This window comes from Paraburkholderia phenazinium (assembly GCF_900142845.1).
GTDB classification, from domain to species: Bacteria; Pseudomonadota; Gammaproteobacteria; order Burkholderiales; family Burkholderiaceae; genus Paraburkholderia; species Paraburkholderia phenazinium_A.
This window is the reverse complement of sequence record NZ_FSRU01000003.1, coordinates 735,986-749,526: the sequence shown is the minus strand read 5'-3', so window position 1 is coordinate 749,526 and position 13,541 is coordinate 735,986. Positions and strand designations below refer to the sequence as shown.

The window sequence follows — 13,541 nt, the reverse complement described above, 5'->3', positions numbered from 1 at the left end:
GCGCGGTCCGACCAGACCGCGGGTCTCCTCGACGGGCGGCATCTTCTCGATGTCGCCCGTTTTTTTATGCGCGCATCGCACGCGGGCGCGGACATGGGTGTGCGCGAAGGCTCCGGCAAGGTACTCTGTCGGCAATGAGGCTTGCAGCAAGGATTTCAATTTAATTACAGTGCTGAACCGGTATGGGTTCGTTGCCGCGCTTTGCATGGGACCAGGGCGGCGAACTGGTCGACAGGAGATCATCTATGAAGGTCAGGAAAGCTGCGCTGCTGGTCGCGACGCTCGGGCTGTTTGCCGGCGGCGCGCAGGCGCAGGACGCCGGTACGCTAAAGAAGATCAAGGATACGGGCGTTATTTCTCTGGGCTATCGCGAATCGTCGATTCCGTTTTCGTACTACGACGACCAGCAGAACCTGATTGGTTACTCGTACGAGTTCATGCTGAAGATCGTGGATGCGGTCAAGCAGAAGCTCAATATGCCTGACCTGAAGGTGAGGCTGACGCCCGTTACGCCGCAAAACCGCATCCCGCTCGTGCAGAACGGCACCGTGGATCTCGAATGCGGTTCGACCACGAACAACATCGAACGCGAGCAGCAGGTCACGTTTTCGAACACGATCTTCGTGATCGGAACCCGTCTGATGACCCGGAGAGATTCGGGCATCAAAGGCTGGCCGGATCTCAAGGGCAAGACGGTGGTGACGACGGCCGGCACCACCTCGGAGCGGCTCCTGCGCAAGATGAACCAGAACAAGGGCATGGGCATGAACATCATCAGCGCGAAGGATCACGGGGAGGCGTTCCAGACCCTCGCTAACGGCCGCGCGTCCGCGTTCATGATGGACGACGCGCTGCTAGCCGGCGAGCGCGCGAAGTGGGGCAATCCGGGCGAATTCGTGATCGTCGGAGCGCCGCAATCGGAAGAAGCGTACGGCTGCATGATGCGTAAGAACGACCCGGCGTTCAAGAAGGTGGTGGACGGCGCAATCGCGCGGGTTGAAACCTCGGGCGAAGCCGATCAGATCTACCAGAAGTGGTTCGAATCGCCGATTCCGCCCAAAGGCCTGAATCTGAACTTCCCGGAAAATGACGCCATCAAGGCGCTCTTCAAGAACCCGAATGACAAACCGATCGACTAGCCGACCATTGCCTGGCCGGGGGTTGGGTGCCGGGCCGGCGCCGCGCTGCCCGGCTTGGACCCGCCGCGAATATTGACGGCCGTGACGGCACGAATGTCGAAATGGTACTGTTCGCGGGCGCGTGTGATTTCGTGGCCCGTGTGAAACGCATCGGGCCTCGTTAAAGGTCTTCAGAAAAGGGTTGCAAGATGATTTCTATCAAGAACGTGTCGAAGTGGTACGGTCAGTTCCAGGTGCTGACCGACTGCACGACGGAAGTCAAAAAGGGTGAAGTCGTGGTGGTGTGCGGCCCATCGGGCTCGGGCAAGTCGACGCTCATCAAGACGGTCAACGGCCTCGAACCGTTTCAGAAAGGCGAGATCACCATTGATGGTCAATCGGTCGGCGACAAGAAGACCAACCTGTCGAAGCTGCGCGCGAAAGTCGGCATGGTGTTCCAGCATTTCGAACTGTTCCCGCATCTGTCGATCACGGACAATCTGACGCTCGCGCAGGTCAAGGTGCTCGGCCGCTCGAAAGACGAAGCCACGGCGAAGGCGCTGAAGCTGCTGGATCGCGTCGGCCTGCGCGCTCACGCGGACAAGTTTCCGGGACAGCTCTCCGGCGGTCAGCAGCAGCGTGTGGCGATTGCCCGTGCGCTCTCGATGGACCCGATCGCCATGCTGTTCGACGAACCGACCTCGGCGCTCGACCCGGAGATGATCAACGAAGTGCTCGACGTGATGGTCGAACTGGCGCAGGAAGGCATGACCATGATGTGCGTGACGCACGAAATGGGCTTCGCGAAGAAGGTCGCGCACCGTGTGATCTTCATGGACAAAGGGTTGATCGTCGAGGACGACCGCAAGGAAGATTTCTTCGCTAATCCAAAGTCGGATCGGGCCAAGGATTTTCTGGCGAAGATTTTGCACTGAGGCTTGCTGCGGCGGTCGCCGCCGCGACAGGCTCGCCAAACATGCAAACGCCGCTCTCTGGAGCGGCGTTTTCGCATGCAGCGAGCGTACCCGTCAAACGGCGCCGTGTGCCTCAGGACTCGAACGCGGCTGCGTCGTCTGCCGCTTCGACATCGAGCGTGGCGGTCTCGCGCACTGCCGGATTGCGAATCGCCGTGGTCGAGGATGCCGCGACCGGCGCGGGCGCCGAAGCCGAAGCATCCGTAGCCGGATTGCGCAGCTTCTCGAGTACGCACGGCGGCACCGGCACATTCACGCGGCCCACCACTTCGCCGTGCTGGAACATCAGCAGGTCGCCGGGCTTGAACGCGGTCCACACTTCGTTGTCGGTCAACGGCGCGGTGGCGATGACCGCAACGCGGTCTTCCGGCGTGGTGTACTTGGCGAAATCGATCGACACGTCCGCGTCGACCAGATGCGCGGTCGAGAACGGCCAGCGGCGCACGATGTAGTGCAGGTTGGTCGAGCAATGCGCAAACAGCGCCTGGCCGTTGGACATCAAAAAGTTGAACACGCCGAACTGCGTGATCTCGCGCGTGAGCGTGCCGAGTACTGCGAACAATTCGTCGAGCGGCGGCTGGGTGGTCGGGAAGGCCTTACGCAGACCTTGCAGCAAGGCGCAGAACGCGAGTTCGCTGTCGGTGGTGCCGACCGGCTGGTAGACACCGGTCAGGAACGGCGAATAGTTCTTGAGGTCGCCGTTGTGCGCGAAGATCCAGTGACGGCCCCACAGTTCGCGCATGAACGGGTGGCAGTTCTCCAATTGGATATGCCCTTGCGTCGCCTTGCGAATGTGCGCGATCGTGTTCTTCGACTTGATCGGGTAGCGCTTGACCATTTCGGCGATCGGGGAGGTCGCGGACGATTGATGGTCGATGAAGAGGCGGCAGGCCTTGTCTTCGAAGAAGGCGATGCCCCAGCCGTCTGCATGGTGATCGGTGACGCCGCCGCGCGCCGCAAAGCCGGTGAACGAGAACGTGACGTCCGTCGGCGCGGCGCAGTTCATTCCGAGAAGTTGGCACATGTTGCTAAGGCGGAGCGTCTTAACGGTCGGCCCGTTTGGGCTTGACCCCGTTACAATGATGATTTCCCAAGCATATCACCGAGCCAGGCGCGTCAAATAGCTAAATTGATCTATGTATAGACCGCAATGTGGCGGTTTGCTCACGTCAACGCTGCTGCTGCGCCGGGTCGGTCAACTTCACGCCATGACTGCTTCCACTGCTTCGATCGATTCCCTGACGTTCGCCCGTCCCGACGACTGGCATCTGCACGTGCGCGACGGCGCCATGCTGGCGGCGGTGCTGCCGGACACCGCGCGCCAGTTCGGCCGCGCGATCATCATGCCGAACCTGAAACCGCCGGTCACGACCACGGCAATGGCGCAGGCTTACCGCGAGCGCATCGTCGCGGCGATCCCGGCGGGCGTGAAGTTCGAGCCGCTGATGACGCTGTACCTCACCGACAACACACCGCCCGACGAGATGCGCCGCGCGCGCGAAAGCGGCTTCGTGCATGGGGTGAAGCTGTATCCGGCGGGCGCCACGACGAATTCGGACGCCGGCGTCACGGACATCATGAAGTGCGCGAAGACGCTCGAAGTCATGCAGGAAACCGGCATGCCGCTGCTGGTGCACGGTGAAGTGACGGATGCATCCATTGATCTGTTCGACCGCGAGAAGGTCTTCATCGACCGCGTAATGACGCCGCTGCGCCGCGCGTTTCCGGCGCTGAAGGTAGTGTTCGAGCACATCACGACCAAAGACGCGGTGGACTATATCCGCGAGGCCGGCGTGGCGCCGGAGCTGCTCGGCGCGACGATCACCGCGCACCATCTGCTCTATAACCGCAACGCGATTTTCCAGGGCGGCATTCGTCCGCACTACTACTGTCTGCCGGTACTCAAGCGCGAGACGCATCGCGTGGCGCTGGTCGAGGCGGCGACTTCGGGCAATCCGCGCTTCTTCCTCGGCACGGACAGCGCGCCGCATCCGAAGGGGCTGAAGGAGCATGCGTGCGGTTGCGCGGGCTGCTACACGGCGCTGCATGCGCTCGAACTGTACGCGGAAGCGTTCGACCAGGCCGGTGCGCTGGACAAGCTCGAGGGGTTTGCAAGCTTCTTCGGCGCGGACTTTTACGGTCTCCCACGTAGCGGCGAGCAGGTCACCCTGCGCCGCGAGCAGTGGACGCTGCCGGCCGAACTGCCGGTGGGCGATACGCCGGTCGTGCCGTTGCGCGGTGGCGAGACGATCGGCTGGCGGCTGGTCTGAGGTAGGGCAGGTGGCCGGGCAAGATACGGTGATGTGGGCGGTCGCGGCGGGCGCCGCACGGGACGAGATGGTCGTCGACGGCCGAGGCTTGGGCTTCGCTGCGCATGGGCTGGCGGCAACAGGGTGCGCTATGGCAAGCAGCGCTGCCCATGTTGGCAAGCCGGGCTTTGCCGACATCGACTGGTCGCTGCCGTGGTTCGCCCAGTTCAGCGCGCGGGGCATCCGCTGGCAGCAAGCTGCGCTGAACAGCTACGCCGCGCTGCTTGCCGAAATGAACGCCGACGCCCAGCAGTCGCGGCAGACCACCGGCCGCGGCCAGCGGCTTGCCTTCATCGCGCAGGATGATCTGCCGCCAGGCGCGGCCTATGAGGCTCACATTGCCTCGACCGGTTGCGTGCCCACCCGTCATAACCTGCACGACTTCTTCAATGCCTCGGTCTGGTTTGCGTTCCCGCGCATCAAGGCCGCGCTGAATGCGCGGCAGTCGGCTGCCATCGATGCTCTGGGTGTCGGTCCGACGCGCGGCGGCGAGCGCGACGCCTTGACCCTGTTCGATGAGAACGCGCTGCTGTTCGCGTGTGCCGACCCTGCGCTCAGCCGTGCGTTACGCGGCTTCGACTGGGTGACGCTATGCGTTGCCAACCGCGCGGCGTGGGGCGAACGGTGCGAGGTGCGCTGCTTCGGTCACGCGCTGCTCGAAAAGCTGATCGCGCCGTACAAGGCGTGCACGGGACATACGTGGATCGTCGACGTCCCGGTCGAGTACTTCTCGTGGCCTGTTGCGGAGCGCGATGCCTGGCTCGACGAAGCGGTCAGCCGTGAGCTCTCATCCACGCGGGATTTGACGACGCGCGTGTTTGCACCGCTTCCGGTGCTGGGCATCCCCGGCTGGTGGCCCGCCAACGGGGCCGCTGCCTTCTATGACGACCCCGCTGTGTTTCGCTCAGGACGTCGCCAGGCGCGCTGAACCGGCGGCGGGCGGCGGGCGGTGGGCGCGGTGGGCTGCGGCTTGGCGGCCGTCGCGGCAGTCATCCGTCAGGCCACGCCAGCTTTCTATTTCGGCGCTTGCGCGCGTCCGCCCCGGTCAGCAGGTGTTAAAATCCCGGCCAGCAAAGCAGGTCAGGCAGTCGCGGCCTCTGCGGCTTCGGTCAAAGAGGGCGAGGAAAGTCCGGACTCCATAGGGCAGGGTGATGGCTAACGGCCATCCGTGGTGACACGCGGAACAGGGCAACAGAAAGCAAACCGCCGATGGCCCGGCGCAAGCCGGGATCAGGTAAGGGTGAAACGGTGCGGTAAGAGCGCACCGCGGCTGCTGCGAGGCAGACCGGCACGGTAACCTCCACCCGGAGCAATTCCAAGTAGGCAGGCTAGCATCTTCGAGATGCAGGATGGGGCCCCCGTCACGTCTGCGGGTAGGAAGCTTGAGCGCGTCAGCAATGGCGCGCCTAGAGGAATGGCTGCCACGCGCGCGGCGCTTCGGCGCGGCGCGTGCACAGAATCCGGCTTATCGACCTGCTTTGCCGCTGAATAGAAAAATGCCGGCGTCCGTGAGGATGCCGGCATTTCCTTTTGGTGCCGCGTTTATTGGGCGCCGCGCGTATTGGCGCGTTGGATTGCCCGTGTCATGGGCGCTGGTTGATTGCATCCGGCCCACCGTACGCCGCGGCGGTCAGCCCGCGACGATATCGAACGAGTGCGTCAGTTCGGCGGTCTTGGCGATCATGATCGAGGCCGAGCAATACTTGTCGTGCGACAGATTGATGGCGCGTTCGACCGTAGCCGGGTTCAGGTTCTTGCCGGTCACCGTGAAATGAAAGTGGATCCTGGTGAACACTTTCGGGTCTTCGCTGGCCCGCTCTGCCTTCAGCGTCACCGAGCAGCCGGCGATTTCCTGGCGGCTCTTCTTGAGGATCATCACCACGTCGTACGCGGTGCATCCGCCGGTGCCGAGCAGAACCATTTCCATCGGCCGCGGGGCCAGATTGCGGCCGCCGCCTTCCGGCGCGCCGTCCATCGTGACGAGGTGGCCGCTACCGGTTTCGGCGGCGAACGCCATGCCGTCTTGCCCCATCCAGCTTACTTTGCATTCCATGCCTTTACCCCAGCTCGCATAACTTGTATTCGAAATGCCATTGTAGCCCGGCGCCTGAGTGTTCGCCCGAGGGCACTCCGGCGCGCCGTTATGCTCGTTGACGCCTTGCGTGCTGCGGTGCGGCATGGTTTGAGGGTGCGGGATTGCCCTGATGCCGTTAGGGGTTTTACTCTAGTTTTGACACGCGAAAAGTGCGCCGGATCGTGCTTATGTATTTGATACAAAACAGTTTTATGGTCTTTTGTTGGCGCTTGCTCGTTTGTCACATTATGAAATCGAATTTCGCAATGCAAATAATCTTGCGTCGCACAAGGTCGGCTCATATAATCGTTTTCATTGGTTGTCGCAGTCCGGCAACCTCCGCATGTCTCCTCCACCCTCCTCCTTTGGTGGATTAAACCCGAACCGCTCGTTCGGGTTTTTTTTCGCCTGCTCGCCGCTTGCCTCAAATTTTGACTTGAGGCCGGAATTTCCTTTATAATCCAAGGCTTTTCCGCATTCGTGCCCGCGGAGGAAGAACAGGGAGAGCCTGCACGCGCCTCGATGCGCACATTACAAGCAGGAAAAAACACAGGGCGCAGCAATTATTTTTGGATCGATCATGAAGACATTTTCCGCAAAAGCCCATGAGGTTACGCGCGAATGGTACGTGATTGACGCGACGGATAAGGTTCTCGGGCGTGTCGCCAGCGAAGTGGCACACCGTCTTCGCGGCAAGCACAAGCCAGAATTCACTCCGCACGTCGACACCGGTGATTTCATCATCGTTATCAACGCCGGCAAGCTCCGTGTCACGGGCAACAAGTCCACGGACAAGAAGTACTATCGCCACTCGGGTTACCCGGGCGGCATCTATGAAACGACGTTCGGCAAGATGCAAGAACGCTTCCCGGGCCGTGCGCTTGAGAAGGCGGTCAAAGGCATGCTGCCGAAGGGCCCGCTCGGCTACGCGATGATCAAGAAGCTGAAGGTCTACGCTGAAGCAACGCATCCGCATTCGGCACAACAGCCGAAAGCGCTCGAGATCTAAGGGGAGCCCACATGATCGGTAACTGGAATTACGGCACGGGCCGCCGCAAGAGCGCCACTGCACGTGTGTTCATCAAGGCAGGCAAGGGCGACATCGTTGTCAACGGCAAGCCTATCGCTGAGTACTTCTCGCGCGAAACGTCGCTGATGATCGTGCGTCAGCCGCTGGAACTCACGAACCACGGCGTCACGTTCGACATCAAGGTCAACGTGTCGGGTGGCGGTGAAACGGGTCAAGCCGGTGCGGTTCGCCACGGCATCACCCGCGCGCTGATGGACTATGACGCAACGCTGAAGCCGGAACTGTCGAAGGCTGGCTTCGTCACGCGTGATGCACGTGAAGTCGAACGTAAGAAGGTCGGCTTCCACAAGGCACGCCGCAGGAAGCAATTCTCGAAGCGTTAATCGCTTCGGTGTGCTCTGGCTTTCGGGCCAGGCCACTGCAAAAGCCGCCGGCGCGTTCGCGTTGGCGGCTTTTTTCATATTGGGCTGCCGTGCGGTAGGGTCGCGCCTGAAGAGAACCCATTGATTTTGTGGGCTTCGGCACGATATCGAGATCAGCCCTACAATAGCGGTTAGAAGCTTTTTTGGAGAGTTCGAATGAACGCAGTCACCGACACCCCCGTGACCGAGATGCCTAGCCCCTTCGTTTTTACCGACGCAGCGGCTGACAAGGTCAAGCAGCTGATCGACGAAGAAGGCAACCCGGAGCTGAAACTGCGCGTATTCGTGCAGGGCGGCGGCTGCTCGGGCTTTCAATACGGTTTTACGTTCGACGAAGCCGTCAACGAAGACGATACCGTGATGAACAAGAGCGGCGTCCAGTTGCTGATCGATTCAATGAGCTACCAGTACCTGGTTGGCGCTGAGATCGACTACAAGGACGACATCAATGGCGCCCAGTTCGTGATCAAGAATCCGAACGCCACCACCACCTGTGGTTGCGGCTCGTCGTTCTCGGTCTAAGCAATCTGGTCGAAGGCTGGACCGGCAGTATGCAGAAACGGGGCTTTGGCCCCGTTTCTTATTGGTGCGTTTGCGCTGCCTTCAGCGCCGCTTAGCGCCGCTCAGCGCGGATAAATCGCGCCCAGCACCCGTTCGCCCGCGGCGCCTGTGACGGCGGCCAGATTGCCTGGCTCGCGCGCCACACAGCGCATCGCCAGCCAAGCGAACGCCAGCGGCTCGACCTGGTGAGGCGGCACCCCGAGCGCTTCGGTAGTCAGCACCGGAACGCCGCTCACGCCACTGTCCTCGAGCGCGGCCTGGATCGCTTTCATCAACACCGGATTGCGCGCGCCGCCGCCACAGACGTAGACCGCGCGGACATCCGATGCGTGTCGCTCGATCTCGCGTGCCACCGTGATCGCCGTCAGCACGACGAGCGTCGCCTGCACGTCGGCGGGGGGCAGACCGGCAAACGCCTGCAGCTTCTCGTCGAGCCAGGCCGGATTGAACAGGTCGCGGCCGGTGCTTTTGGGCGGCTGTTGCGTGAAGAACGGTTCGTCCAGCAGCGCATTCAGCAACGGCCGATGCACCTGGCCACCCGCTGCGAAGTGCCCGTTCTGGTCGTAAGGTTTGCCGAGGTGGCGGTGCGCCCACTCGTCGAGCAGCGCATTGGCCGGCCCGCAGTCGAAGCCGCGCACGCTGCCCGCGGCGTTCAGAATCGTGATGTTGCTGATGCCGCCTAGGTTGCAGACCACACGCGTTTCGCCCGGCGCACCGAACACGGTCGCATGGAAGGCCGGCACCAGCGGCGCGCCCTGGCCGCCCGCGGCGACATCCCGGCTGCGGAAGTCCGCGATCACGTCGATGTGCGCCATCTCCGCCAGCAGCGCCGGATTGTTGATCTGACGCGTGTAGCCCTTCTCCGGACGATGCCGCACGGTCTGGCCATGCACACCGATCGCCCGCACGTCGGCGGCGGACAGATTGCCCGCGCGTAGCAGTTCGTGGCAACACACCGTGTAGCGCGTGGCGAGCGCATTGGCCGCCAGCGCTTCGCGCTCGATCTCGTTCTCGCCTGGGTGCTGCAGGCCGAACAGCGCCTCGCGCAGCCCCTCTGCGAAGCCGACAAAGGCCTCCGCGAGGACGACCGGAGGCTTGCCCTTGGCGAATTCGACGGCGATGCCGTCCACCCCGTCCATGCTGGTACCCGACATCAATCCGAAATAGATGCCGTCCGCCGTGCTGTCTTGCGCCACGTTGCCGCTCCTGTCAGTCGCTGGTGATGAGCCATCTTCGCAGATTATCAGACGCCTGCCACCACCGTCCGCGGACGCGGCGGCACGCATCTATGGGACAATCTCACTTTTTGCGACCTCACGTTCCAGCATGAGCACCGAGTCCACGTCCAAGCCCAGTCCCGTCTTTCCGATCACCGATGAAGTCCGTCACGCACTCGCCGTTACCAAACGGGGTGTCGACGAGTTGCTGATCGAAGAGGAATTCGCACAAAAGCTCGCGAAGAGCGCGGCCACCGGCGTCCCGCTGCGCATCAAGCTCGGTCTCGACCCGACGGCGCCCGATATCCACATCGGGCATACCGTCGTGCTGAACAAGATGCGCCAGTTGCAGGATCTCGGCCATACGGTGATTTTCCTGATCGGCGACTTCACCTCGCTGATCGGCGACCCGTCCGGCCGTAACGCCACGCGCCCGCCGCTGACGCGCGAGCAGATCGAATCGAACGCCACGACCTACTTCGAGCAGGCCGCGCTGGTATTGGATCGCGAGAAGACCGAGATTCGGTACAACAGCGAATGGTCGATGCCGCTCGGCGCCGACGGCATGATCAAGCTCGCGTCGCGTTACACGGTGGCGCGGATTCTCGAGCGCGAGGATTTCACCAAGCGCTACCAGGGCGGTCTGCCGATCTCGATTCACGAGTTCCTGTACCCGCTGATGCAGGGTTACGACTCGGTCGCGCTCAATGCCGACCTCGAACTCGGCGGCACCGACCAGAAATTCAACCTGCTGGTGGGCCGCGAACTGCAGAAGCAGTACGGCCAGGACCAGCAGTGCATCCTGACCATGCCGCTGCTCGAAGGGCTCGACGGCGTCGAGAAGATGTCGAAGTCGAAGAACAACTACATCGGCATCAGCGAAAAGCCGACGGATATGTTCGGCAAGCTGATGAGCATCTCCGACGATCTGATGTGGCGTTACTTCGAACTGCTGTCGTTCCGCCCGATGGACGAAATCGCCGGCTTCAGGAAAGAAATCGAAGCGGGCCGCAATCCGCGCGACTTCAAGGTGCTGCTTGGGCAGGAGATCGTCGCGCGATTCCACTCGCAGGCGGATGCGGAACGTGCGCTCGAAGACTTCAACTATCGCGCGAAGGGTGGTGTGCCGGACGATATTCCTTCGGTCACCCTGGCAGGTGCGCCGCTCGCAATCGGTCAGTTGCTGAAGCAGGCGAATCTGGTGCCGTCGACTAGCGAAGCGCTGCGCAATATCGAACAGGGCGGCGTGAAGATCGACGGCGCGACGGTGTCGGACAAGGGTCTGAAAGTCGACGCGGGCGAGTATGTCGTGCAGGTCGGCAAGCGCCGTTTTGCGCGCGTGACGCTGACGGCGTGATGGAGCGTCGCATGCCGGAGTGCCGCGCGTGATCGCGCTGATCCAGCGCGTGAGGCGCGCGGAAGTGCGCGTCGGCGAACGTGTCACGGGCGCCATTGAAGCGGGCCTGCTCGCATTGGTGTGCGCCGAGCGCGGCGATACGGACGCCGCCGCCGACCGGTTGCTGGCGAAGGTGCTCGGCTACCGCGTGTTCAGCGACGCCGCCGGCAAGATGAATCTCTCGGTGCAAAACCTCGACGGGGCAGGGCGTTCCGGCGGTCTGCTGCTGGTCTCGCAGTTCACGCTGGCGGCCGATACCAACAGCGGCCTGCGCCCGAGCTTCACGCCGGCTGCGCCGCCCGACGAGGGCAAGCGCCTGTTCGACTACTTCGTTGCGGCGGCCCGCGCGAAGCATCCGATTGTCGAAACCGGCGAATTCGGGGCGGATATGCAGGTCTCGCTCGTCAACGATGGCCCCGTCACCTTCTGGTTGCAGACGCACGCCTAGGGTTTCGCGGCCGCGCGCGCCGTTCGCGCTTCACGGGCCAAGGGGATAAGTGCGAGGGCAAGCCAGGGCCAGCTTCAGCATCGTCCCCGGCACCGCGCCGCATTTGCGACAATAGCGCTTCGCTACCACCGGCTACCGACGCCCCCTTCTCTTCTCATGTCCACGCAGATTCTTTTCATCCGGCACGGCGAGACCGACTGGAACCGCATCAAGCGCATCCAGGGGCACATCGACATTCCCCTGGCGACGAGCGGTCTCGAGCAGGCTCAGCGACTCGCGCGCCGTCTCGCGGATGAAGCTCAGCAGGGCGGCCGGCTCGATGCGATCTACTCGAGCGATCTGCAACGTGCGCAGCAGACCGCGCAGCCTGTCGCCGATGTCCTCGGTTTGCCGCTGCATCTGCGCGAAGGCTTGCGCGAGCGTTCGTACGGCGCGTTTCAGGGCTACGACCGTGATGAGATTGCGGAGCGTTATCCCGACGAATACGACCGCTGGCAAACCCGCGATCCTGGCTTCGCACCGCCCGAAGGCGAGTCGATGCGGGCCTTCTACCACCGGGTGATGGATGCGATCGAGCCGATCGTCGCAGCGCATCCTGGCGGCCGCATTGCGTGCGTCGCGCATGGCGGCGTGCTGGATTGTGTCTACCGCTTCGCACGCGACCTGTCGCTAGAAGTGCCGCGCGACTATGCGCTGCTCAATACGAGCGTCAATGTGGTCGAGTTCGACGGCGGCAAGGCAACGGTGAAATCGTGGGCGGATGTCTCGCATCTGGATGCGCCGAGCGAGGACGACACGCTGCGCAAGATCGTCAAGCCCGGTCTCTGAGTGTGACGGGTGTGGGCGCGCGCTGCGCCCATTGAACGGGCCCGCGGGTTTTGCCGATTCCGCTGATTCTGCCGATGCAGCGCGCGACGCGCAGAGACTCAGGTCGCGCCCGAATCCCACAGGTCGCGTACCGGACTGGTCGAGTCCGGCGCGGCAAGACCGAAGTGCCGATAGGTCAGCAGGGTAGCGACGCGGCCACGCGGCGTGCGTTGCAGAAAACCTTGCTGGATCAGATACGGTTCGAGCACATCTTCGATGGTGTCGCGCTCTTCGCCGATAGCCGCAGCCAGGTTGTCGACGCCGACCGGGCCGCCGTCGAACTTGTGCAGGATCGCCTCGAGCAGCTTGCGGTCCATCAGGTCGAAGCCGACCGGGTCGACATCCAGCATTCTGAGTGCGGCGTCGGCCACTTTCGCGGTGATGTTGCCGTCCGCCTTGACCTCGGCGAAGTCGCGCACGCGACGCAGCAGCCGGTTGGCGATCCGCGGCGTGCCGCGGGCGCGCTTGGCGATTTCGAACGCGCCGTCCGGGTGGATCTGCGCGTGAAGCAGCGACGCCGACCGCGTGACGATACGGGCCAGCTCTTCGGCGTTGTAGAACTCGAGCCGCGAGACGATGCCGAAGCGGTCGCGCAGCGGATTGGTCAGCATGCCGGCGCGGGTGGTGGCGCCGACCAGCGTGAACGGCTGCAGATCGAGCTTGACGCTGCGCGCCGCGGGCCCTTCGCCGATCATGATGTCGATCTGATAATCCTCGAGCGCCGGATACAGGATTTCCTCGACGACCGGCGAGAGCCGATGGATTTCGTCGATGAACAGCACGTCGTTTTTTTCGAGGTTCGTCAGCAGCGCGGCGAGGTCGCCGGCGCGCTCGAGTACCGGGCCGGACGTTTGCCGCAGATTGACACCCATTTCCCGCGCGATGATGTGCGCGAGCGTGGTCTTGCCGAGACCCGGCGGCCCGAACAGCAGCACGTGGTCAAGCGATTCGGAGCGGCGCTTGGCGGCCTCGATGAAGATTTCGAGCTGGCCGCGCACCTTTTCCTGCCCGACGTACTCGTCGAGCTGACGCGGGCGCAACGCCCGCTCGAACGCTTCTTCGTTCGGCGATACGGGCGTGGCAGCGATGATGCGCTCAGCGGCGAGTTTGTCGGTTTCGATCATG

At 62.9% G+C, this 13,541-nt stretch carries 14 protein-coding genes, 1 other RNA gene and 1 pseudogene; 12 read left to right on the top strand and 4 right to left on the bottom strand.

All coding sequences use genetic code 11. The features are described from left to right. Positions 1-245: 245 nt before the first annotated feature. The 3 genes and pseudogenes from BUS12_RS37045 (at position 246) to BUS12_RS37040 (ending at position 2,053) form a co-directional block, all read left to right on the top strand. The gene (locus tag BUS12_RS37045; RefSeq protein WP_074302442.1) at positions 246-1,139 is read left to right on the top strand and encodes a glutamate/aspartate ABC transporter substrate-binding protein; all 894 of its coding nucleotides are present in this window, start codon (positions 246-248) and stop codon (positions 1,137-1,139) included. A gap of 62 nt (positions 1,140-1,201) precedes the next feature. After that, positions 1,202-1,331, top strand: a pseudogene (locus BUS12_RS38605) (amino acid ABC transporter permease); the annotation flags it as partial. Next, the gene (locus BUS12_RS37040; RefSeq protein ID WP_074302440.1) at positions 1,328-2,053 is read left to right on the top strand and encodes an amino acid ABC transporter ATP-binding protein; all 726 of its coding nucleotides are present in this window, start codon (positions 1,328-1,330) and stop codon (positions 2,051-2,053) included. The pseudogene BUS12_RS38605 and the gene BUS12_RS37040, both read left to right, overlap by 4 nt. 112 nt (positions 2,054-2,165) lie before the next feature. On the opposite strand, the gene BUS12_RS37035 is transcribed toward BUS12_RS37040, so the two are convergent. Then, positions 2,166-3,116, bottom strand: coding sequence for a class II glutamine amidotransferase (locus BUS12_RS37035; RefSeq protein ID WP_074302438.1), 951 nt, complete (start codon positions 3,114-3,116; stop codon positions 2,166-2,168). A gap of 184 nt (positions 3,117-3,300) precedes the next feature. Here BUS12_RS37035 and pyrC point away from each other — a divergent pair, with 184 nt between their 5' ends. The 3 genes from pyrC to rnpB all read left to right on the top strand — a co-directional run bounded on the left by pyrC (position 3,301) and on the right by rnpB (position 5,885). Then, complete coding sequence (gene pyrC, locus BUS12_RS37030; RefSeq protein WP_074302839.1) at positions 3,301-4,362, top strand: dihydroorotase; 1,062 nt, start codon at positions 3,301-3,303, stop codon at positions 4,360-4,362. A 130-nt stretch (positions 4,363-4,492) separates the two neighbouring features. After that, complete coding sequence (locus BUS12_RS37025; RefSeq protein WP_074302837.1) at positions 4,493-5,329, top strand: DUF3025 domain-containing protein; 837 nt, start codon at positions 4,493-4,495, stop codon at positions 5,327-5,329. A gap of 144 nt (positions 5,330-5,473) precedes the next feature. Next, an RNA gene (rnpB, locus tag BUS12_RS37020) (RNase P RNA component class A) lies at positions 5,474-5,885 on the top strand. 146 nt (positions 5,886-6,031) lie between these two features. Here rnpB and BUS12_RS37015 read toward each other — a convergent pair. After that, entirely contained in the window at positions 6,032-6,454 is a 423-nt protein-coding gene (locus tag BUS12_RS37015; protein WP_074302834.1) for an OsmC family protein, read from the bottom strand. 601 nt (positions 6,455-7,055) lie between these two features. On the opposite strand from BUS12_RS37015, the gene rplM reads away from it, so the two are divergent. From rplM to erpA, 3 genes are all read left to right on the top strand, one after another. After that, on the top strand, positions 7,056-7,484 hold the full coding sequence (gene rplM, locus BUS12_RS37010) for a 50S ribosomal protein L13 (protein WP_074262452.1): 429 nt from the start codon (positions 7,056-7,058) through the stop codon (positions 7,482-7,484). 11 nt (positions 7,485-7,495) lie between these two features. Beyond that, positions 7,496-7,888, top strand: coding sequence for a 30S ribosomal protein S9 (rpsI, locus tag BUS12_RS37005; RefSeq protein WP_074302436.1), 393 nt, complete (start codon positions 7,496-7,498; stop codon positions 7,886-7,888). A 195-nt stretch (positions 7,889-8,083) separates the two neighbouring features. Further along, complete coding sequence (erpA, locus tag BUS12_RS37000; RefSeq protein ID WP_074262450.1) at positions 8,084-8,449, top strand: iron-sulfur cluster insertion protein ErpA; 366 nt, start codon at positions 8,084-8,086, stop codon at positions 8,447-8,449. A gap of 101 nt (positions 8,450-8,550) precedes the next feature. Here erpA and BUS12_RS36995 read toward each other — a convergent pair whose 3' ends face one another. Further along, entirely contained in the window at positions 8,551-9,684 is a 1,134-nt protein-coding gene (locus tag BUS12_RS36995) for an anhydro-N-acetylmuramic acid kinase (RefSeq protein WP_074302434.1), read from the bottom strand. A 130-nt stretch (positions 9,685-9,814) separates the two neighbouring features. On the opposite strand from BUS12_RS36995, the gene tyrS reads away from it, so the two are divergent. The 3 genes from tyrS to BUS12_RS36980 all read left to right on the top strand — a co-directional run bounded on the left by tyrS (position 9,815) and on the right by BUS12_RS36980 (position 12,377). Then, positions 9,815-11,062 carry a tyrosine--tRNA ligase gene (tyrS, locus tag BUS12_RS36990; RefSeq protein WP_074302432.1) on the top strand — a complete coding sequence of 416 codons (1,248 nt, stop codon included), beginning with the start codon at positions 9,815-9,817 and terminating at the stop codon, positions 11,060-11,062. Between the two features lie 28 nt (positions 11,063-11,090). Further along, the gene (dtd, locus tag BUS12_RS36985; RefSeq protein ID WP_074302833.1) at positions 11,091-11,549 is read left to right on the top strand and encodes a D-aminoacyl-tRNA deacylase; all 459 of its coding nucleotides are present in this window, start codon (positions 11,091-11,093) and stop codon (positions 11,547-11,549) included. A 156-nt stretch (positions 11,550-11,705) separates the two neighbouring features. Next, positions 11,706-12,377 (top strand): histidine phosphatase family protein, encoded by a 672-nt coding sequence (locus tag BUS12_RS36980; RefSeq protein ID WP_074302431.1) that lies wholly within the window; start codon positions 11,706-11,708, stop codon positions 12,375-12,377. Between the two features lie 98 nt (positions 12,378-12,475). Here the strand turns inward: BUS12_RS36980 and ruvB are convergent, their stop codons facing one another. After that, on the bottom strand, positions 12,476-13,540 hold the full coding sequence (gene ruvB, locus BUS12_RS36975; RefSeq protein ID WP_074302429.1) for a Holliday junction branch migration DNA helicase RuvB: 1,065 nt from the start codon (positions 13,538-13,540) through the stop codon (positions 12,476-12,478). Between the last annotated feature and the right edge of the window lies 1 nt (position 13,541).

Excerpts from the sequence above, each read along its gene's own strand:
- BUS12_RS37045 (WP_074302442.1), top strand. The coding sequence starts at position 246 with ATGAAGGTCAGGAAAGCTGCGCTGCTGGTCGCGACGCTCGGGCTGTTT.
- BUS12_RS37040 (WP_074302440.1), top strand. The coding sequence starts at position 1,328 with ATGATTTCTATCAAGAACGTGTCGAAGTGGTACGGTCAGTTCCAGGTG.
- BUS12_RS37035 (WP_074302438.1), bottom strand. The coding sequence starts at position 3,116 with ATGTGCCAACTTCTCGGAATGAACTGCGCCGCGCCGACGGACGTCACG.
- pyrC (WP_074302839.1), top strand. The coding sequence starts at position 3,301 with ATGACTGCTTCCACTGCTTCGATCGATTCCCTGACGTTCGCCCGTCCC.
- BUS12_RS37025 (WP_074302837.1), top strand. The coding sequence starts at position 4,493 with ATGGCAAGCAGCGCTGCCCATGTTGGCAAGCCGGGCTTTGCCGACATC.
- BUS12_RS37015 (WP_074302834.1), bottom strand. The coding sequence starts at position 6,454 with ATGGAATGCAAAGTAAGCTGGATGGGGCAAGACGGCATGGCGTTCGCC.
- rplM (WP_074262452.1), top strand. The coding sequence starts at position 7,056 with ATGAAGACATTTTCCGCAAAAGCCCATGAGGTTACGCGCGAATGGTAC.
- rpsI (WP_074302436.1), top strand. The coding sequence starts at position 7,496 with ATGATCGGTAACTGGAATTACGGCACGGGCCGCCGCAAGAGCGCCACT.
- erpA (WP_074262450.1), top strand. The coding sequence starts at position 8,084 with ATGAACGCAGTCACCGACACCCCCGTGACCGAGATGCCTAGCCCCTTC.
- tyrS (WP_074302432.1), top strand. The coding sequence starts at position 9,815 with ATGAGCACCGAGTCCACGTCCAAGCCCAGTCCCGTCTTTCCGATCACC.
- BUS12_RS36980 (WP_074302431.1), top strand. The coding sequence starts at position 11,706 with ATGTCCACGCAGATTCTTTTCATCCGGCACGGCGAGACCGACTGGAAC.
- ruvB (WP_074302429.1), bottom strand. The coding sequence starts at position 13,540 with ATGATCGAAACCGACAAACTCGCCGCTGAGCGCATCATCGCTGCCACG.